We start from the raw sequence: 19,398 nt of genomic DNA on the forward strand, positions 1-19,398 counted from the left end.
CTTTAGTTTGCTGCAAAGAACAAGATCACCGGATCTAAACTTCTGCGTGTTACAATATTATCCTGTATACTTGAAGACTCTACTGCTTCAAGGCGGAGCCCCTTGGATGAAATACTGTACATAAAGACAACGGGCTCGGATGTTTTTTCAAACCGAAAACTCAAAGCTCCCTCATAGTCCGATAAAAGCTTTTTGTCCAAAAAATGCTTTAAACTAATCTTGCCGGAAGAACCTGCTCCCGAAGGTATAATAGAGGGAGAGAGAAGGTTGTAACCGCTCCAAATAAATTGACCGTCAGACAATATTTTCAAAGAACCGAAATTTTCCGATGTAAATTCGGATGAAGTTTTTGCTATTTTTTCTATTACCGCTTCTCTTCTTTTTATTTCTTTATTGATAATATTTTCAGGTGTGGCATTTAGGGTGATAAAGTTTTCCAGCCTGAGTTTTCCGTTCTTATCGGAAAATTCGAGAGTGATGATATCCTTACCTCTTATCTGCATCGAAAGATTAGAGCCTTCAAAGAGATACTTGTTTCCGATTTTGATAACCTTGGTATATGGAAAAGAAAGCCTTGTGTTTTCAAGCTCGACTCTTGCAATACCTGAGCGTAAACCCGGAAAAAAGCCCCATGTCAGGCTTATTTTATCGAGATCAACCTGCCTGTTGTTTATCATCTTTCTGTAATGTTCGGGATACCAAAATTCGTTTAGAACAGCATCAAGTTCTGCATCTTTTTCTTGGGCTAAATTCGAGTTTTCGGATGACTCAGTTTCTCTTTCATCATAGATATTTAGATTATATGAAAAACACCATCCTCTTACTCCATCCTCGGTTAGAACCTCATACCACTGGCCGTCCATAGGTTTTCCGCCTTTCAAAACCGGAACCCCTTCTCCGAACCAAAGAATCTTTACAAGTTGTCCTAATTTTAAGCGGTAAACCTGATTTGAGGTATTGTCGGGGTTTGAGCGCATCGGAAGGCCGTCTAACTTAACCCTTGCATAAGCATGTTTATGATCGGTTAACCTTGCCTGAAATTTACCTGCATCTTTTTTTGACTCAAAAAAGGTAAGCTGCCAAAGGGGAATCTCTACTCTTAGCGATGTTTTTTCGTTTAGGCCTACAATGTAAACCTTTTCAATATTAGATTTTACATAAACAGGTATTATATCTCCTGCAGTAAGGTTATATTCGGGAATTGACCAGTTTACTACACCGTAACCAAGCTTTTTTGAACACGAGCCGAAAAAAACAGACGATGCTATAGCAGATACTAAAATAAAAACAAGCAGTTTCCATTTTCGAAAAAAATTATTCATGCAAATACCTCAAAATATTTCTTTTTTTATAGAACATAATTGACTCCGGCCTTCCACATATCAAGGCAGAGTCTTGTGCGTTCCTTTTCTTTTTCCGAATCCCTTTCTCTTATAACTACATTATTTTCGGGATGGGGCATGAGGCCGAGCACATTTCCTCGTGTATTGCATATGCCGGCTATATCTGCAAGAGATCCGTTAGGATTAAAAGGGTACTCTCCGTTTGCAGGAAGGCCTTTTTCGGCATCCCTTCCTCCGTAAACCAGCGCAACCTGTCCTTTTTCAAATAAATCATCAAGAGTTTTTTGAGAATCGGTCAAAAAGCGTCCTTCGCCGTGGGCTATTGGGCAGTGTATATTGCCTTTTAGGTCCTTTGTCCAAATACAGTTTGATTTTTGAGGAATCATAGTTGTAAAGCGGCATTCAAATCTTCCCTGTTTATTATAGGTTAGGGTAGCTTGTCTGTTTTTATAGCCGTCCTTATCCAAAATAACCTTTCCGTCTTTTTCTTTTCCGGGGAGGATGCCTGACTTTACCAAAACCTGAAAACCGTTACAAATGCCTATGACCGGCTTTCCCGTTATTACGAATTCGCTTACCTCATCAAAAAAGTAATTGCTTAAATCGAGGGCAAAAAGCTTACCTGCTCCAAGGGCATCTGCATAAGAAAAGCCGCCCGGAATTACAAGAATTGCATAATCCTTCCATTTTTTTTCTTTTGCTTTAAGTTTGTTTATATGTACAATCTCAGGTTCTGCTCCGGCAAGTTCTAAGGCTCTTGACGCATCTCCATCCCTATTTGTACCTGTTGCGTGTAATACTAAGGCTTTAGGTTTCATCATTATTCTTCCTCACTGTGTTCGCATAAAAATAAATTTTTAACTTTATAAAAGTTTGAAGAGTCCAAAGGAGACTTTATCTTATCATCAGCCTTTACTTCAATATCAAATGAAAAATTGGTCGGATCAAAACCTTCTTTTTCGGCCCTAAGAACAAAAATGAATTTTTGTACATCTCCTGCCTTTTCGGCCGGTATTGATTTCGGACAAAATGTATAAGCTCCCGGAGTCTTATTAGATATTGTATAAGGGTTGTCCCACAGAATACTCATCTGGGGTACAAGTTCTCCGTTCATTTTAAGACTGACCACAGCATCTTCCATAGGATTAAAGTTGCTTCCGTCTAAGATATTTCCTGTTATGGCAGGAAAATTAAAAACCGGAGTATTTTCGTCTTCGATTATGGGCTCATGGTCATGAGGCCTTTTTGTAGAAAGTACCCTGTGCATACCCTCAATTACCAAACTTGTAATATCGGCCATGATCTGGACCTTTTCCGTTTTTTCAAATTTTAAAAAGTGAGCAAGGCCTCTCCCGGATTTGATATAGCGGGGTTTAACCCGGTTGAGTACATAGCACATGGTGTCAACTCTGCATTGCATACAACTGCATGTAAGCCAGCTTTCTTTTTTTTCTTCGGCTTCATCAAATAGTTTGTTGACTTCGGTATATACCAAGTCTTCCATAACATTATGAATGATCATAAATACTCTCCTTAGGCTAATCGGCTCATCTTTTTTTCAATATCGACGATTTGATTTATTCTACCCGATATTTAAAAAATCGGCAAGATTGTTTGCTTAAGATTTGAGGTTTTTTTATGAATTTTATCCGAAACGGCTATCCTTATTTTTCTCAAAGAAGGAACAAGGGTTTTGATAAATTCCTTTGAAAACACGGTAGAACTTTCGCTGAATACCTTCTTTTCATCCTCTATAAATAAGTCCGATTCAAAAGAAATTCGTTCAGGTATATCTATAACAATCTCCTCACTGCCTATTTTAATTCCGGTTTTATTTGAAAAATATTCTGCTAAGGTTTCTTCTGCCGTTCGGCGTTTGTACAAGTCTTCCAAATTTCTGTGCTTCGGATTCTCACCTTGAAAGGCTTCCTCGGCTATAATATGATAGATTTTACCGAGCCTTAAATCTTGGGCCGGCTTTTTTTCGGGATAGTTAGTCTTTTCCAAAAGTCTGAAAATCCCCTCATCATCTTGATGATATAGGTCTTCGGGAGAAAATTTTTCCCTTTCGATTCCTGTAAATATGGCTTTTTTCATCATAGCCGTTGCTATACGCACATCCTTGTGCCAGTAAACCGACTTATACATAAGATATTTTGAAAAGAGGATACTTTCTACGCTTAATATTGCCTTTGATTCTATCTTTATGCCGTTTTTTTTGTCGGGAATGAGCTGTGAAAGGATAAAATCCGTATCCTGAATTCCGTAAGGTACTCCGCAATAAAAGGCATCCCTATTAAGATAATCAAGTTTATCGGGATCTAAGACACCTGAGAGCAGCTTTTGAAAAAAAGCGGTTTCGGCATCATCTTTGCCCTCACCGGTTATTATAGCTGCTGTCCGCTCGGGGGCTGCTCCTATTTTGGCTACTTCAGAACGCAGAGGTTCTTTTAAAATAAGCTCTCCCGTAAGTTCCTCATGCTCTTTTAGCTTTAATTCTTTAAGGGAATGGGTAAAAGGAAAATGGCCGAGGTCGTGGAGGAGGGCAGCCGCTAAAAAGGACATAGCACCTTCCTTTGAAACCCAGACATCAGCTCCTTTTTTTAACAAAATATTGAGCATTTTTAGGGCTATATTGTAAACTCCGATACTGTGCCCTGCCCTTGTATGGCTTGCACCGGGATAAACAAGCTCTGCCGGGCCCAGCTGTTTTATATTATATAAGCGCATAAAGGGGACTGTCTTTGTTACGGCATATAATTCATCATTCATCCATATGTGCTTCCATATAGGATCGCGGATGGGTTTCGAAAAATCGTTTAATTCGGTCATAAGGTAATTGATATTCTAACATAAATTTGATATAATGTCGATAACAGGGATTTTATGTTTGAATACCCCTGTAGAAACGGATTGAATTTGCCGATACTCACTATGTGTCCTTATTTTGCAGAAAATATTGTTTTTTGTTTGACAAATAATGTTTTTTACAATATAATACAACACAGAGTTTGAAACGAAACAAAAGGAGTTATACATGAAACATGGCGGTTTAGTTTTTGCGGGCATTGCTTTAATGTTGTTGTTCGCATTTGCACCTTTAACGGCGCAGCAAGGTTCGATTAATTATCAAACTTATATGGTCGATACATTCGATAATCCTGACGGCCAGGGTTGGGCTTATCAGGCTGTTGGAAGTAAATTTATTACTGAAGGTTATCCCAAGGTTCAATATCTTAACGGAATGCCTCATGCAGTAAAGGTAATGAATGATGATGCTGAAAATGCTAAATTTCTTGGGCTCGAGTTTAAATTTAACCGAAAAGGCGATAACTGGGTAGATATTGTTCCCACCAAAGACGGTAAACCCTATGAAATGCCCTTTAAAGGAAATGTTCACCGATTGGATATGTGGGTTTGGGGTGCCGGTTATTATTATAACATAGAAATCCTTGTCCGGGACTGTGAAGGAAGAACTCATACATTACCCCTAGGTTATGTTAACTTTAAAGGCTGGAAGAATATGCATGTGACAGTTCCTACAAGCATACCTCAGGCATCCAGATATCTTGGAAATAAAAATAAGATGACTTTTGTAGCTTTTAGAATCAGAACTGCTCCTTTTGAAAGAGTTGATTCATTTAAGATATTTTTTGATGAATTTAAAGCCTTGACGGATGTCTATGTCGATTCTTATGACGGCTACGAATTGGCTGATCAATCTTTTGACGGTGAAAAAACCGAATAGGCTCAGCGTGGAGGTTAGATAATGAAAAAGAGTATAGCTATAATTTTGTTTTTGGTAGGTTTTGTTGCATTTTCTTTTGCCCAGCAAAATGATTTTTCTACAATAGATGCTGCTGATCCCAATAAAATCGGTATTGATTCTGCCGAGCAGAGGATTAAAGAAGTTTCTATTGAAAAGTTTGAAAGTGAAGGTACTTGGTATGCAAAGATGTCGGCTGATGAAGGTGTAATCCGCTCCAGACTCTTTAACGGTAATCCCATGAATAAGAAGCCTATTCCTGCAGAAGAAGGGCTTGAGCTTACCGATGAAAAAGTTCTTGGTGTAAAAGTTTCTTTTTATCGACGCGGTTATAACTCCTTTGAAGTTCATGCAACAAAGGCTCTCCCTGTGGAGGGAATTGCAAAGACTGCAAGTGTTTGGGTTGTAGGCCGAAGTTATCCCCACACAATGAAATTGATAGTAGAAGACTTTTGGGGAAAGAGATTTGAGCTTTATGTAGGAAAACTCAATCATTCCGGTTGGAAGCTGATGACTGTCGCTATTCCCCCGCAGAATTCTGCCGGAAAGACAGGTATCATCCAAAAGGACTATCACTACGGCACAAGCATGGGACTTAAGATTGTAGGTTTCCGAGTTGAATGTGATCCTGAAGAAGCTTATGGTCATTATTACATCTACTTTGATGATCTTCGCGTTGTAAGCGACTTATATGAAGTTGATATGCGCGATAAGGACGATATGTCGGATAACTGGTAAAAATTTTCCTTGAAACTTTAAGTTTTATCATAGAAAAAGGTTAAAAACTCCTATGGATGTTTTTAACCTTTTTTTTATATCTTCTTATAAAGCTTAAGCCTTTCTCTTTTGCCCTCTGCTTGTACAAGTTCCGCCTTGCTTAAAAACCAGCTTGTATAAGAAGCATATTTTTTTGCTCCAATTTTTTTTATATCTTGGTTTGTAAATTCTTCAGGGAGAAGACCCAGGACTTTTTTGCATATAGCCTTCATATTCTTGTAGTCTTCGGTGCTGTGTATTTTTATAAGTTTTTTATTTATGACTCCGGGGCGGTAAGCTCTTCTTTTTTTAGCTCCCGTATCAGTTTTTATAATCTCAGCGCTTATATATACAAGTTTAAAGCTTAAGTTTTTATTGTCTATCAAATGATAAAGACCTGAAAGTTCTTTAAAGATTTGAAAAAAGGATCCGTGTTTAGGGCTTTTTCTCCTATGCCGTGTTGAACCGTCCTCATTTAAAACTTGTATATATGAATCGATTGCTATGGGGTAGATGATTAAAACCTTGTGAGCCGGTAAAAATTTTTCTAACTTTAATCTTAAAGCGCTTAAATTTGCGGTTTGTATTTCTATTACACGTCCTGTATCGCAAAGAATATCGCAGATGCTGCCTAAAAGAGGCTGCTCCATTTTTCCGTTTTTTGGACAAAAGTATTCTTTTAGGCTTTTATGCAAGTCACTTTCGTTATAGGTATTTATCATTTGGTTATAGATGATTGTGAGTCTTTAGACATAATCTAAAAGCTCTTCGGCATCAAGCTGTTCTACAACATATATAATTTGAACTATTCCGCGATTTTCGATAGTACGTTTACTTTGTACCTGATAAACTATCATCTTATTTGTAGGAAGTCTCTGAGGCAGCTCGTTTCCGTTAATGTCTAAAAAGGCTCCTATAGATACGGGGCCTCCTATTTCTTGTTTTTCTCCGTCAGGGTAAATTATATAATATTCATACAGGGTCATAGGATGAGTTTACACTCTTTTTAAGTCCTTGTCAATTTAGTGAAAACTTTTGTTTCAATCTCTCCGAATAAAAAAGTGCTATCCGATAAAAACAAATATTAAAAAATTCGAGCTTTTCTTACATAATCGTATTTACATTTTTTTTTGAAAGGGATAATATTTATGATTATGAATAAATTGGCTGAATTCCTTCCCGCTTTTATGCAGTTTTCACGGCTTGAAAATACAAATCTTATTTTACTTTTGGGCATAATATTGCTTTTAGGTGCTCTCGGAGGAACCGTTTTTAAAAAAATAAAGATTCCTCAGGTTGTAGGCTACATTGTAATCGGTATAATAATAGGGCAATCCGGTTTTCAAATTTTGTCGGCACAAGTGATTACTGCCTTGGATCCCTTGTCGAGCATTGCCTTAGCTCTTATCGGCTTTTTAATCGGAGGGGAGTTAAAAACAAAGGTAATCAAAAAGTACGGAACTCAATTTGTAGGTATCTTGATTTTTGAGTCCATAGTTCCTTTTATGACGGTTTCTATAGTAATTTTTCTTGCTGCATATTTTGTTACAAAGAATTTTGCTGCCTCTATTTCTTTAGGTTTAATTTTGGGTTCAATATCTTCTGCGACAGCTCCTGCTGCAACGACTGATGTCTTGCGCGAAAACAGGACAAGAGGCCCCTTAACAACCACCGTCCTAGGCATTGTTGCCATGGATGATGCCGTAGCCCTTGTGCTATACGCCCTTGCTTCTTCAATAGCTGCTTCTCTTTTGGGGGCTCAAACGGCAAGCTTCGGAAACCGGATTCTTTTGCTCTTATACAATATCCTAGGCTCTATCTGCTTGGGAAGCCTAATAGGCTTTTTATTAAGTTTGATTATCAGAAATATGATGACCGATTCAGGCAGAATTTTGGGTTTTTCATTGGGCTGTCTCCTTCTTTCTACAGGTATTGCTTATCTGCTTAATCTGGATACCATCTTAGCTGCAATGGCCTTAGGTTTTTTTATGGTTAATTTTGCCCCTGCAAAAACTCGTTCCACTTTTACCTTGGTAGAAAATTTTACGCCTCCCATTTATGTGCTTTTTTTCGTTTTGGTCGGGGCTAAATTGAACATTTGGAATGTAACACCCTTTGTCGGTTTTTTGGCTCTTTTATATGTTGTTTTGCGAACCTTAGGAAAGACCATAGGTTCTATTCTGGGTTCCATTATTACAAAGGCTCCCGAAACTGTTAGAAAATATCTGCCGTTTTGTCTTTTAAGTCAGGCAGGTGTTGCCATCGGTCTTTCTATTTCGGCGGGACATGATTTTTCAGATACGATAGGTCCTACAATCCTTCTTATAATTACTGCGACAACCTTTCTAGTTCAGCTTGTAGGTCCTATTTGTGTAAAATACGGGGTAAAAAGATCCGGAGAATGCGGTCTTGATGTTACCGAAGAGGATTTAATGAAGACCTTATCGGTTGGGGACGTTATGCTAAACGGAAAAACAATTTGTTCTCCCGATTCTCCTGCAGTTATTCCTGAAAATGTTCCCTTAAGTGCTATAATAGGTTCATTTAGCCGCAGTCCTAACTTAAATTATGCAGTTCGAAGTAGTGACGGCACTCTTGCCGGTATGATAAGTTTGGAACACCTGAAGGAAACCTTAACAATGACTGCTATTTATGACTGTGTTTTTGCCATGGATATCATGCAGCCTGCCGATATCGTTTGCTCGGAAAAAACAGGCCTAAAAGATTTATATGAGCTTTATACCGAAAAAGATATCTATGCTGTTCCTATAGTCGGCGATAATGGAGAACCTATTGGTATGGCTGAAAAAGATACCGTAGATCATTTTTTGCACAGAAAAATAATAGAATTGCATAAAAACGACTATGATCAGGAGTAAAAGCTGGTGTTTTGTTTTTTATTTTAAGTAGGTGTAACCTATTGAAAATCTTTGTTTTTTATAGTATTATCACAGTGTATTAAAGTTTTTCCGGCATTGGAATCTGTTTCGGCGATCTTTTGCAGGCAGCTGGTCATTTTTTTTAAGATGAGCTTTTTTATAAAAATTATAAAAAAGCAAAGGTTTCTTATGCTCTTTTGAAAAAAAGAGCTTTTTTTATGCGTGAAATCCTGTTAAGCTGCCTGCGGGAGAGTGATTAATCTATTTAAAGTTTTTAAGAGTTAATATGATGAACCATATCGAAAATATCCGCTGGAAACAGCGCTTTCAAAATTTCGAAAAAGCTTTTTTGCTCTTAAGGGAAATTGTCGAGTCAAAAGATAATTTATCCGAATATGAGGCTATTGTTCAGGAAGGTATTGTACAGCGGTTTGAATATACTTTTGAACTTCTCTGGAAAACTCTAAAGGATAAGATGGAGTTTGACGGCATTAGTTTTGAGCGTATATCACCTAGGTATGTTTTTAAGGATGCTTATAAAAGTAAATATGTAGATGAAATTGATGTTTGGATTGAAATGACTAACAGCAGAAATTTGATGAGTCATACATACGATTCTTTAAAGCTCCTCGAAATATTAAAAAACATAAAGGAAGCTTTTTATCCTGAAATGTTAAAAATGTACGATTATTTTAAGAGTGAAATATAGCCGGGGCGCTCTAAAGACCGGTGTGTGTTATGAAGTTTGGGCTAACGGAAACTCAAGAAAAAATATTGATTGGTATTTTAAAAAAACACATTAAAAGCGGAGAGACAATAGTTTTCGGTTCTCGTGCAATGGGTACCAATACCGAAAGAAGCGATATAGATATAGCACTGAAGAGTGTTGAATTTTTTTCACCTTATTCGCTCGGCGATTTGATTGACGAAATAGCTGAATCGGATTTTCCTTACTTAGCTGATATACTGATTTATGAGGAAATTACCAACCCTGCCTTGAAGGAGCATATTGATAGGGTAGGAATGGAGTTTATAACAAAAGAAATTTAAGTTTTATTGAGGTATTTATATATGCAAAAGAAAGTATATTTGGGACTTACCGGTGATATCATTCACCCGGGGATTATTAACATCATTACCGAAGGTGCAAAGCATGGGCATCTTATAATAGGCTTATTAACAGATACTGCTATTGTTTCGCATAAAAGACTTCCGTATCTCACTTATGAGCAGCGTAAGCAGGTTATTGAAAATATCAAGGGTGTAGGCGAGGTTATTCCTCAGGAAGATTGGTCTTATATTCCGAATTTAAAAAAGCTTAAGCCCGATTTTATTATTCACGGCGATGATTGGAAAATCGGCTCTTTAAGCAAGATTCGGGATGAAGTCATCGAAGTAATGAAAGAGTGGGGCGGCAAGGTTATTGAAGTTCCGTACACAAAGGGAATCAATTCAAGTGCGCTTGCTTCAAACATGCACAGCATAGGCACTACTCCCGAAATAAGAATGAAAACACTCCGCCGTCTTATCGAGGCTAAGCCTATTGTCCGTATAATGGAAGCTCATTCAGGTCTTTCCGGACTTATAATAGAAAATATTGAAGTGCAAAAAGATGACGGTGTACACCGCTATGACGGCATGTGGTCTTCGAGTTTAACTGATTCAACCAGCAAGGGAAAGCCCGATATAGAAGCTGTTGACCTTACAACACGTTTGCAAAGTTTAACCGATATTCTTGAATGTACCACTAAACCTATTATTTACGATGGGGACACAGGAGGCAAAACAGAGCACTTTGTTTTTACTGTTCGGACCCTTGAGCGTAACGGAGTTTCTGCCATCATAATCGAAGACAAGGTAGGGTTAAAGAAGAACAGCCTTTTTGGAACTGAGGCAAAACAGGAATTGGCTGATGTAGGCGATTTTTGTCATAAAATTTCCGAAGGAAAAAAGGCACAAGTTACAAAGGACTTTATGATAATAGCCCGTCTTGAGTCTCTTATAGCAGGTCATTCTGTCGATGAAGCCTTGGAACGGGCCTTTGCCTATGTAAAGGCAGGTGCCGACGGCGTTATGATTCACAGTAAGGAAAAACACGGAAACGACATAAAAGAGTTTTGCGGACGCTTTAGAAAGGAATACGAAAAAGTTCCGATAGTTTTAGTGCCTACTACTTATAATCAGTTTACTGAAAAAGAATTGGCTGCTTGGGGTGCAAATATAATCATTTATGCAAACCACATGCTGCGCGCTTCGTATCCTGCAATGCTTAAAGCGGCTCAGACTATTTTGGAAGCTGAGCGCTCTTTAGAAGTGAATGAATTGTGTCTTTCGATTAAACAAATTTTGGAACTTATTCCGGGAACTAAATAAATGATAAGACCTCAGTTTTTTTATGAATTGCTAAAAGAAAACGGCACGGACTTTTTTACCGGTGTCCCCGATTCTCTTTTAAAAAACTTTTGCGCATATTTAACCGATACGGCGGGAAGTAAAAATCATATTATTGCAGCCAATGAAGGCTGTGCGGTAGGACTTGCCGCAGGGCATTATTTTGCAACGGGAAGCGTGCCGCTTGTTTACATGCAGAATTCCGGTTTGGGAAATACGGTTAATCCTCTGCTGTCGCTTGCGGATGAAGAAGTATATTCAGTGCCCATGCTGCTTGTAATAGGCTGGCGCGGGGAGCCTAATGTGCATGATGAGCCGCAGCATATCAAACAAGGCAGGGTAACTTGCTCTCTTCTTGAGGCAATGGAAATACCCTATTGCATTTTAAAAGAAGAAGAACAAGAAGCCAAAGCGCAAATCAGCAACGCTTATGTGCACATTAAAACTGAAAGTTCTCCGTATGCCGTAATTATTAAAAAAGGTACTTTCGATTCTTATAAATTAAAAACAAATGAAGCTGTTCCCGCCGAGATAAGCCGCGAGGAAGCAATCGAAAAAATAATACTGAATGCTCCTTTAAATGCATGTTTTGTTTCCACTACTGGAATGGCTTCGCGGGAGCTTTACGAGCTGCGCGATAAACACGGTCAAGGTCATGCCAAGGATTTTTTAACGGTAGGCTCAATGGGACATGCTTCGCAAATTGCTCTAGGCATTGCTTTAAGCAAGCCCGATAAAAAAATATTTTGTATTGACGGAGACGGTGCTGCGATTATGCACCTTGGAGCTTTGACTACGGTCGGTACGCAAAAACCGAAAAACATGGTACATATAGTTTTGAATAACGGTGCACATGATTCTGTAGGCGGTCAGCCTACTGTAGGAAGAAAAATTAACTTGTGTGCCGTTGCCGAAGCCTGCGGTTACACTAAGGTTGTGTCGGTTAAAACTATTGAAGAACTTGAAACTCAATTAAAAGATTTATCGTCAGCTGAAGAAACTTTTTTTATCGAAGTTTTAGTTACAAAGGGTGCACGTTCCGATTTAGGACGCCCCAAGTCTTCTCCTATCGAAAACAAAAAAGCTTTTATGAATTTTTTGGAGGATAAAAATGATTAAACAAGCTGTAATTTTGGCGGGCGGTCTGGGTTCGCGTTTAAAAGATAAAACAAAAACAATGCCGAAAGGATTTTTGGAAATAGGCGGCACTCCGATTGTAGAGCAGTCGGTAAAAAAACTCCTTGCACATGGAATTGAAAAAATTATAATCGGTACCGGGCATTGCAGCGAGTATTATGACCGCCTTGCAAAAAAATATCCTGCAATTATCACTGTAAAAAATGAAAACTATGCAAATACCGGAAGCATGGGAACCCTTGAAGTTTGCGCTCCTTTTGTGGATGGAAGTTTTTTACTTTTAGAATCCGATCTTATTTATGATTCGATAGGTTTATTTTCTCTTATAAACGATTCGCGTAAAAATCTTATATTGGCAAGCGGTGCTACGCAATCGGGTGATGAGGTTTATCTTGAAGCTGATGAAAATGCCTGTCTTACCGGACTTTCAAAAAATAAAGATGTTTTAAAAAACATTTTCGGGGAACTCGTCGGTATTACAAAATTGACCGAGGGTACGTTGGATAAGATGTGCGAGTTTGCAAAAGCTCATCACAGCGATTTACCGAAAATGGAATATGAACATGCACTTTTGGAAACAGCTGAAACCGAATCCGTTGCAATCAAAAAGATTGAATACTTTGTTTGGAGAGAAATCGATAATGAAGACCATTTAGAAATGGCTGTAAAGAATATCTATCCGCATATAGTTGAAAACGAGCAGCTGCGCGCTGTACGCCGTGAAGTGCTTCTTAATCCCGGTCCCGCGACCACTACGGACAGCGTAAAATATGCCCAAGTGGCTGCCGACATTTGCCCGCGCGAAAAAGTTTTCGGTGATTTGATGCAATGGCTTTGCGATGAATTAAAGCTTTTTGCTCTAAGCCCCGAAGCCAATCCCGACGAATACGAAACGGTCATGTTCGGCTGTTCAGGTACAGGTGCGGATGAGGTTATGGTTTCTTCATGTGTTCCCGATACCGGAAGACTTTTGGTAATAGATAACGGATCTTACGGCGCCAGAATGGCTAAAATTGCCGATATTTATAAAATTCCGATGGATGTTTTTAAAAGCTCGACATATGAGCCTTTGGATTTACAAAAACTTGAAGCCGAATTTGCAACAAAAAAATATACCCACATTGCCTGTGTTTACCATGAAACAACTACTGGACTTTTAAACCCCTTGCATATTATCTGCCCTATGGCAAAAAAATACGGCATGGTTACGGTTGTGGACGCTGTCAGTGCCTATTGCGGAATGCCTATGGATTTAAAAACTTTGGGTATTGACTTTATGGCTTCTACCAGTAACAAAAATATTCAAGGGATGGCGGGTGTCGGCTTTGTCATTTGCAATAAGGCTGAGCTTGAAAAAACAAAAGATTATCCCATGCGGAATTACTATTTAAACCTTTATGACCAGTATGCCTACTTTACAAAAACGCACCAAACCCGTTTTACTCCTCCGGTACAAACCATGTATGCACTGCGTCAGGCTGTGCTAGAAACAAAACAGGAAACAGTGCGAAAGCGGTATGAGCGTTACAGTGAATGCTGGAAGATTTTGGTTGCAGCCGTTAAAAAGCTAGGTCTTAAAATGCTTGTAAAAGAAGAACATCAAAGCCGATTTATTACGGCAATATTGGAACCCGAAACTTCTAAATACAGTTTTGAAGCCTTGCATGACTTTGCTTCGGAAAATAGCTTTACTATCTACCCGGGAAAACTAGGCAATATCAATACTTTCCGTATTGCCAACATCGGCGATATTCAACCGGAGGAAATGCGCAGATTTACCGTAAAACTTGAAGAGTATATGAAAGGTATTGGAGTTGGGGTATAATACTCCATTTGTAATGGCATAAATATGTTGATGATATCGACATATTTATGCCATTACCATTGACATATTTTATTTTTTGTGTATACTTTTAATATATGCAAAAGGCGAGATTAAGTGAGGTATATTTAAGTCAGGTTGAAAGCATAAAAGATACCGATGACGGTGTTTTTCGATTTGCCTTAAATTTTCTTCCGGATATAAAAAATCATGCTCTTGTAATAAGCGGTGTAAGAAGGTGCGGTAAAAGCACTTTATTGCGTCAATTTATAAAAAAGACCGGAAAGCCGTTTTTCTATTTAAATTTTGATGATTTGCGTCTGCTTGAATTTTCCGTTTCGGACTACAGCATCTTAGATGAAATAATAGATGAAACCGGTATAAAACTCATTTTTTTTGATGAAATTCAAACTGCAGCGAACTGGGAACTGTATGTACGCCAAAAACTTGATCAAGGTTTTAAAGTTGTGCTTACGGGTTCAAATGCTTCGCTTTTAAGCAGGGAGCTGGGGACAAAACTAACAGGAAGACATATTGTTAAAGAACTTTTTCCTTTTTCATATTCCGAATACTTAACTTTTTCAAAGACAAAAAGAGGATATAATTCTTTTAAGAAATATTTTCAAATGGGCGGTTTTCCTGAGTATTTAAAATTAAAAAACCCCGAAATTTTAACACAGCTTCAAAAAGATATTTTATACAGGGATATAGCTGTCAGGTACAATGTATGGGATGAACGCTCTTTACAAAGACTCTATATTTTTTTAGCTTCACATGCAGGTTCTTTGATTTCTCCCAGCAAACTAAAAAATGTTGCCGGTGTAAAATCTCATACGACAATTTTGGAATATTTTTCCTACTTTGAAAACTCATATTTATTGAGTTTGGTTCAAAAATTTGCATGGTCGCAAAAAGCGCAAAGCCTTGCACCGAAAAAAGTTTATTTTACGGATATAGGTTTTATACGCACCGCCGGTTTTGCGTTTAGTGAAAATGCCGGGCATATTTTAGAAAACTTCGTATTTAACGAGTTGCGTAGAAAATACGGCAGTTTTGACGATAAGCAAATTTATTATTATAACGAAGGTAATTGTGAATGTGATTTTGTTATCAATCCGTATACTACCCCTATGTGTATTCAAGTGTGCTTAAAATTGGAGCATGATAACACGGAGCGGGAAATAAAAGGCTTGTTATCTGCAATGGATTTTTTCAAATTGAAAAAAGGAATAATCCTTACGGAAAATTCGCATGATGTTTTTGTGCAGGAAGACAAAAGAGTTGAAATCATGCCTGCATGGGAATATTTTGAATAATTTTTAATGGATGTTTATTTTAATTAGTGTTATGTTCTATTTTGCTTCTTTTATTTGTTTAACTATTTTTTCTGTAATTCTGTATAAGGTTGTAAATTTTAAAGAGGTAAAATTTACAAAAGCATTATTATCTGGATTTGTGATTACAATAATCGCCCAAGTAATAACATTTACTTTAATAAGAATAATTATGGGTTATAATTTGTTACAGGTAAATGCAACATTAAATCCTTCAAGATTGAAATTTGTCATAAAATTTAATGCTGTATCATTTTTATGTGAAACACTTTTGATATTTTTTATTCGTATTTTTAAAGTAAGAAAAGAGATTATAAATAAAGACTATAAACCTTTTATTTCATCAATTATTGTATTTTTATATGTGCTATTATTGATGATTTTTGTTTATATGGATTTGTTTTTTCCATCATTTAATATTGATCAATTATTATTTACATTGGGTATGCCCATAGCTGGTACAAGCTCATTAATTATTTTAGGATTTATAATAATAATAGTTATTATACCACTTTTTATTTTTTTTATAAACTATTTTTTCATAAAAAAGAAAATAAGGTTCACTTTTAAACTAAAAAGTAAATCTACACCATTTTTTCCTATATATTTTACACATAATGTGCCCTTTATATTGATTTGGGGGCTGTTTTTTGTTTTATTTTTAAATTTTAAACTTGAACTTATTGATTATGTAAAATTGATTTTAAAACCAAATTCTTTATTTTATGAACAGAATTATATAGATCCTAGAGTTGTAAAATTTAATTTTCCTAAAACAAAGAAAAATCTCATATTTATTTATCTTGAATCAGTGGAAGCTGAAGCTTCAACTACGGCAAACCCGGGGGTAAATTTAATACCGGAACTGTCTCAACTTGCAGAAGAAAATATTTCTTTTAGTCATAATGATAATTTAGGCGGTCAATTGCAGCTTGCAGGAACAGGATGGTCCATGGCTTCTCTTTGTTGTACACATTTAGGACTTCCTCTAACACTTCCAATAGGAGGAAATAGTTATGAAAACACAAAGCATTTTTTTAATGGTGCTTATGGATTGGGGGATTTATTAAAAGATAATGGATATAATTTATCTTTTACAATGGGAGCTGATGCAGAATTCGGAGGTTTAAGAGCTTTATTGACAACACATGGTAATTTTAATATAAAAGATTTAAATTATTATCGACAAAGTGGTAAAGTTTCAAAAGATTATTTTGTATGGTGGGGGATAGAAGATAAAAAAATAATTGAATATTCAAAAGAAGAGTTGATAAATCTCAGCAATGATGGTAAACCATTTATGTTTTCAGTATTCTTAGAGGATACACATTCTCCGGGTGGCTACATGGATGAGGATTGTAATCATCTCTATCAAAACCAAATTCATAATGTATTTTCATGTACATCAAAGCGAGTGGGGTATTTTGTCGAATGGATTAAAAATCAAAAATTTTACAATGATACGGTTATTGTTATTTTGGGAGACCATCTTTATATGGGCGGTGATTTATATAACAAAAAGAAGACCATTTATGAAAGACATGCATATAATGTTTTTATAAATTCCGCAAAAACAACAAAATACAGTAAAAATAGAGCCTTTGCAACTTTTGATTTTTTTCCCACAATAGTTGAAGCTTTAGGAATTGAATATGCTGGGAATGGTTTGGGAATTGGGCGGTCTTTATTTTCAAATGAACCGACCTTGCTTGAACAATATGGCGAAAGACAGCTAAATGAATTTATCAATTCAAGGTCAAGATTTTATCGTGACGAGTTATTAAACAAAAAAGATATCCCATTGGAGTAAATAAGGTGTAATTATATGTCAAAATATGAAGAATCGTGGGATTTAATTATTGAACCCAAACGAAAACTCTTGGATATACCTATACGAGATGTAATAAGATATAGGGACTTGATTGCTCTTTTTATAAAGAGAGATTTTGTTACACAGTATAAGCAGACTATTTTGGGCCCCTTATGGTTTATTATCAATCCGCTTATTTCGACGGTCATGTATGCCTTTGTATTCGGTAATTTGGCAAAGTTAAGTACAGACGGTGTTCCTCATATTTTATTTTATTATGCCGGAACTATGTTATGGTCTTTTTTTGCAGGTTGCTTTACCGATGCGACAAATATTTTTGTAAATAATGCATCTTTATTTGGAAAGGTTTATTTTCCTCGTCTTACCGTTCCTATAAGTAATATTACCGGTAATGTAACAAGAATATTGGTGCAATTTTTGTGTTTAATGGGCTTTTTTGTTTATTATTTAGTAACTTCAGATATTTTAAGACCTTCTTTGTTAGCTCTTCTTTTTCCTCTTATTTTGATTTGGATTGCAGCTGTTGCAACAGGCATGGGGATGGTTATCTCGGCTTTAACAACTAAGTATAAAGATTTAAGAATCCTAGTAAATTTTGCCTTAAATCTTGCAATGTATGCTACGGCTGTAGTTTATCCTGTATCTCAAATTCCTCAAAGGTTCCATTGGGTCTTATATGCTAACCCCATGAATGCTCCTATTGAACTTTTTAGGGTTTTGTTTTATGGGGCCGGTGGGATTCCAATGCAAGCAATTATTTCGAGTATTTTGCTGACTTTTTTCTTTTTATTTTTAGGGCTTATTATGTTTAATCAAAATGAGCGTAACTTTATTGATGTGGTGTAATGTAAAATGTCAAATACTGTAGTAAAAATAGAACATCTTTCAAAAATGTACAAGCTTGGGGTTATCAATAATGGAGCTCTTTTTAGAGACATTCAAAGCTGGTGGGCGTTAAAACGCGGAAAAGAAGATCCTCATTCGCAGATTGGTGAAGATAAATATCTAGGCTCTGATACCGAATTTTGGGCATTAAAAGATTTAACTTTTGATATTAAGCAGGGTGACAGGGTTGGTATAATCGGCAAAAACGGAGCCGGTAAATCGACTCTTTTAAAAGTGCTTTCCCGTATAACTACTCCTACTGAAGGTGCTGTAAAGATAAAGGGGAAGGTTTCAAGCCTTTTGGAAGTGGGTACGGGGTTTCATGGTGAACTTACCGGACGTGAAAACATTTATCTTAATGGTGCGATTCTTGGTATGAAAAAACGGGAGATTGACCGTAAACTGGATGAAATTATAGATTTTTCAGGTATTGAAAAGCACATAGATACACCTGTAAAACGGTATTCAAGCGGTATGTATGTCCGCCTTGCCTTTGCTGTTGCCGCTCATTTGGATAGTGATATACTGATAGCCGATGAGGTGCTGGCTGTAGGTGATGCAGAGTTTCAAAAAAAAGCTATTGGAAAAATGAGCTATCTTTCGACCTCTCAAGGTCGAACCGTATTATTTGTTAGCCATAATATGGCAGCGGTAAAGAGTTTGTGTAATAAGGGTGTCATTCTTGAGAAAGGTAGGTTGAAATTCACAAGTGATAATATTGATGAAGCGATTGGAAAATATCAGGATTTAAATATTACTAAAGTATCAGAAGAATATATTTGGCAAAATGTAAACAAATTAGAAAGTGAATTTATTACGATAAATAATATTAAAATCATTTCACGACCTGATTCTAACAATATAGAAAAGTATTTAATACAGGGTAATAGCTATTTTTTAAAATTTAATATTTTTATAGATAAAAAAAACCCTTTATTAACTCTTTATTATATCATATATACTGAACTTGGAGTAAAAGTAGTGGAATCTGCTTTTTCTGATAGTGGTAAAGAAGTTAGCGAAGCATTAAATGAGGGCGATAATATTGTCATTGCTGAACTACCTACGAAAGAATTAATGCCCGGAAAGTATAGGATTGAAATTTTATCATCTATAAAAAATGTTGAATATATTATAGATTATAACACTATAGGAATGGTAATTACATTATTACCTGATGAAAAATATACACCCCTTTATGAAAATAGAAAATCAATTCTTTTTACAAATAAGAATTGGAGTATTATGCAGTAA

Annotated in this window: 18 protein-coding genes; 12 read left to right on the forward strand and 6 right to left on the reverse strand. The window is 36.6% G+C overall.

Translation table 11 applies throughout. The annotated features are described in order from the left end of the window. Positions 1-2: 2 nt before the first annotated feature. From E4O04_RS07275 to E4O04_RS07290, 4 genes are all read right to left on the reverse strand, one after another. Positions 3-1,322, reverse strand: coding sequence for an SH3 domain-containing protein (locus E4O04_RS07275; protein ID WP_253688037.1), 1,320 nt, complete (start codon positions 1,320-1,322; stop codon positions 3-5). 26 nt (positions 1,323-1,348) lie between these two features. Then, positions 1,349-2,164, reverse strand: coding sequence for a phosphoribosylformylglycinamidine synthase I (gene purQ / locus E4O04_RS07280; protein WP_253688036.1), 816 nt, complete (start codon positions 2,162-2,164; stop codon positions 1,349-1,351). After that, positions 2,164-2,865: a late competence development ComFB family protein gene (locus tag E4O04_RS07285; RefSeq protein ID WP_253688035.1), complete on the reverse strand. Its 702-nt coding sequence runs from the start codon at positions 2,863-2,865 to the stop codon at positions 2,164-2,166. The genes purQ and E4O04_RS07285 overlap by 1 nt, the downstream gene beginning before the upstream one ends. 71 nt (positions 2,866-2,936) lie before the next feature. Continuing rightward, complete coding sequence (locus tag E4O04_RS07290; RefSeq protein ID WP_253707095.1) at positions 2,937-4,175, reverse strand: HD domain-containing protein; 1,239 nt, start codon at positions 4,173-4,175, stop codon at positions 2,937-2,939. Between the two features lie 205 nt (positions 4,176-4,380). Here E4O04_RS07290 and E4O04_RS07295 point away from each other — a divergent pair, with 205 nt between their 5' ends. Then, positions 4,381-5,091, forward strand: coding sequence for a flagellar filament outer layer protein FlaA (locus tag E4O04_RS07295; protein ID WP_253688033.1), 711 nt, complete (start codon positions 4,381-4,383; stop codon positions 5,089-5,091). Between the two features lie 21 nt (positions 5,092-5,112). Then, positions 5,113-5,847 (forward strand): flagellar filament outer layer protein FlaA, encoded by a 735-nt coding sequence (locus tag E4O04_RS07300; protein ID WP_253688032.1) that lies wholly within the window; start codon positions 5,113-5,115, stop codon positions 5,845-5,847. 74 nt (positions 5,848-5,921) lie between these two features. On the opposite strand, the gene E4O04_RS07305 is transcribed toward E4O04_RS07300, so the two are convergent. Both E4O04_RS07305 and E4O04_RS07310 read right to left on the reverse strand, forming a co-directional pair. Beyond that, positions 5,922-6,587, reverse strand: coding sequence for a DUF8091 domain-containing protein (locus tag E4O04_RS07305; protein ID WP_253688031.1), 666 nt, complete (start codon positions 6,585-6,587; stop codon positions 5,922-5,924). A gap of 24 nt (positions 6,588-6,611) precedes the next feature. Continuing rightward, a complete protein-coding gene (locus E4O04_RS07310; RefSeq protein ID WP_253688030.1) occupies positions 6,612-6,851 on the reverse strand; it encodes a hypothetical protein in 240 nt (79 codons plus the stop codon). A 168-nt stretch (positions 6,852-7,019) separates the two neighbouring features. Between E4O04_RS07310 and E4O04_RS07315 the strand changes: the two genes are divergently transcribed. The 10 genes from E4O04_RS07315 (at position 7,020) to E4O04_RS07360 (ending at position 19,398) form a co-directional block, all read left to right on the forward strand. Then, positions 7,020-8,744, forward strand: coding sequence for a cation:proton antiporter domain-containing protein (locus E4O04_RS07315; protein WP_253707096.1), 1,725 nt, complete (start codon positions 7,020-7,022; stop codon positions 8,742-8,744). Between the two features lie 286 nt (positions 8,745-9,030). Next, positions 9,031-9,453, forward strand: coding sequence for a nucleotidyltransferase substrate binding protein (locus E4O04_RS07320; protein ID WP_253707097.1), 423 nt, complete (start codon positions 9,031-9,033; stop codon positions 9,451-9,453). 29 nt (positions 9,454-9,482) lie between these two features. Beyond that, positions 9,483-9,794: a nucleotidyltransferase family protein gene (locus tag E4O04_RS07325; protein ID WP_253688005.1), complete on the forward strand. Its 312-nt coding sequence runs from the start codon at positions 9,483-9,485 to the stop codon at positions 9,792-9,794. Between the two features lie 21 nt (positions 9,795-9,815). After that, positions 9,816-11,117, forward strand: a complete 1,302-nt coding sequence (aepX, locus tag E4O04_RS07330; protein ID WP_253707099.1) for a phosphoenolpyruvate mutase — start codon at positions 9,816-9,818, stop codon at positions 11,115-11,117. Next, complete coding sequence (aepY, locus tag E4O04_RS07335; protein WP_253707101.1) at positions 11,118-12,254, forward strand: phosphonopyruvate decarboxylase; 1,137 nt, start codon at positions 11,118-11,120, stop codon at positions 12,252-12,254. Next, entirely contained in the window at positions 12,247-14,097 is a 1,851-nt protein-coding gene (locus E4O04_RS07340) for a 2-aminoethylphosphonate aminotransferase (RefSeq protein ID WP_253707103.1), read from the forward strand. The genes aepY and E4O04_RS07340 overlap by 8 nt, the downstream gene beginning before the upstream one ends. Before the next feature lie 95 nt (positions 14,098-14,192). Further along, positions 14,193-15,410: an ATP-binding protein gene (locus tag E4O04_RS07345; RefSeq protein ID WP_253707105.1), complete on the forward strand. Its 1,218-nt coding sequence runs from the start codon at positions 14,193-14,195 to the stop codon at positions 15,408-15,410. A gap of 31 nt (positions 15,411-15,441) precedes the next feature. Continuing rightward, positions 15,442-17,238: a sulfatase-like hydrolase/transferase gene (locus E4O04_RS07350; RefSeq protein WP_253707107.1), complete on the forward strand. Its 1,797-nt coding sequence runs from the start codon at positions 15,442-15,444 to the stop codon at positions 17,236-17,238. A gap of 15 nt (positions 17,239-17,253) precedes the next feature. Then, on the forward strand, positions 17,254-18,105 hold the full coding sequence (locus tag E4O04_RS07355; RefSeq protein WP_253707109.1) for an ABC transporter permease: 852 nt from the start codon (positions 17,254-17,256) through the stop codon (positions 18,103-18,105). A 6-nt stretch (positions 18,106-18,111) separates the two neighbouring features. Continuing rightward, on the forward strand, positions 18,112-19,398 hold the full coding sequence (locus E4O04_RS07360; RefSeq protein ID WP_253707111.1) for an ABC transporter ATP-binding protein: 1,287 nt from the start codon (positions 18,112-18,114) through the stop codon (positions 19,396-19,398).

Source organism: Treponema sp. OMZ 799, assembly GCF_024181365.1.
In the GTDB taxonomy this organism is placed as follows: Bacteria; Spirochaetota; Spirochaetia; order Treponematales; family Treponemataceae; genus Treponema_B.

Excerpts from the sequence above, each read along its gene's own strand:
- E4O04_RS07275 (WP_253688037.1), bottom strand. The coding sequence starts at position 1,322 with ATGAATAATTTTTTTCGAAAATGGAAACTGCTTGTTTTTATTTTAGTA.
- purQ (WP_253688036.1), bottom strand. The coding sequence starts at position 2,164 with ATGATGAAACCTAAAGCCTTAGTATTACACGCAACAGGTACAAATAGG.
- E4O04_RS07285 (WP_253688035.1), bottom strand. The coding sequence starts at position 2,865 with ATGATCATTCATAATGTTATGGAAGACTTGGTATATACCGAAGTCAAC.
- E4O04_RS07290 (WP_253707095.1), bottom strand. The coding sequence starts at position 4,175 with ATGACCGAATTAAACGATTTTTCGAAACCCATCCGCGATCCTATATGG.
- E4O04_RS07295 (WP_253688033.1), top strand. The coding sequence starts at position 4,381 with ATGAAACATGGCGGTTTAGTTTTTGCGGGCATTGCTTTAATGTTGTTG.
- E4O04_RS07300 (WP_253688032.1), top strand. The coding sequence starts at position 5,113 with ATGAAAAAGAGTATAGCTATAATTTTGTTTTTGGTAGGTTTTGTTGCA.
- E4O04_RS07305 (WP_253688031.1), bottom strand. The coding sequence starts at position 6,587 with ATGATAAATACCTATAACGAAAGTGACTTGCATAAAAGCCTAAAAGAA.
- E4O04_RS07310 (WP_253688030.1), bottom strand. The coding sequence starts at position 6,851 with ATGACCCTGTATGAATATTATATAATTTACCCTGACGGAGAAAAACAA.
- E4O04_RS07315 (WP_253707096.1), top strand. The coding sequence starts at position 7,020 with ATGAATAAATTGGCTGAATTCCTTCCCGCTTTTATGCAGTTTTCACGG.
- E4O04_RS07320 (WP_253707097.1), top strand. The coding sequence starts at position 9,031 with ATGATGAACCATATCGAAAATATCCGCTGGAAACAGCGCTTTCAAAAT.
- E4O04_RS07325 (WP_253688005.1), top strand. The coding sequence starts at position 9,483 with ATGAAGTTTGGGCTAACGGAAACTCAAGAAAAAATATTGATTGGTATT.
- aepX (WP_253707099.1), top strand. The coding sequence starts at position 9,816 with ATGCAAAAGAAAGTATATTTGGGACTTACCGGTGATATCATTCACCCG.
- aepY (WP_253707101.1), top strand. The coding sequence starts at position 11,118 with ATGATAAGACCTCAGTTTTTTTATGAATTGCTAAAAGAAAACGGCACG.
- E4O04_RS07340 (WP_253707103.1), top strand. The coding sequence starts at position 12,247 with ATGATTAAACAAGCTGTAATTTTGGCGGGCGGTCTGGGTTCGCGTTTA.
- E4O04_RS07345 (WP_253707105.1), top strand. The coding sequence starts at position 14,193 with ATGCAAAAGGCGAGATTAAGTGAGGTATATTTAAGTCAGGTTGAAAGC.
- E4O04_RS07350 (WP_253707107.1), top strand. The coding sequence starts at position 15,442 with ATGTTCTATTTTGCTTCTTTTATTTGTTTAACTATTTTTTCTGTAATT.
- E4O04_RS07355 (WP_253707109.1), top strand. The coding sequence starts at position 17,254 with ATGTCAAAATATGAAGAATCGTGGGATTTAATTATTGAACCCAAACGA.
- E4O04_RS07360 (WP_253707111.1), top strand. The coding sequence starts at position 18,112 with ATGTCAAATACTGTAGTAAAAATAGAACATCTTTCAAAAATGTACAAG.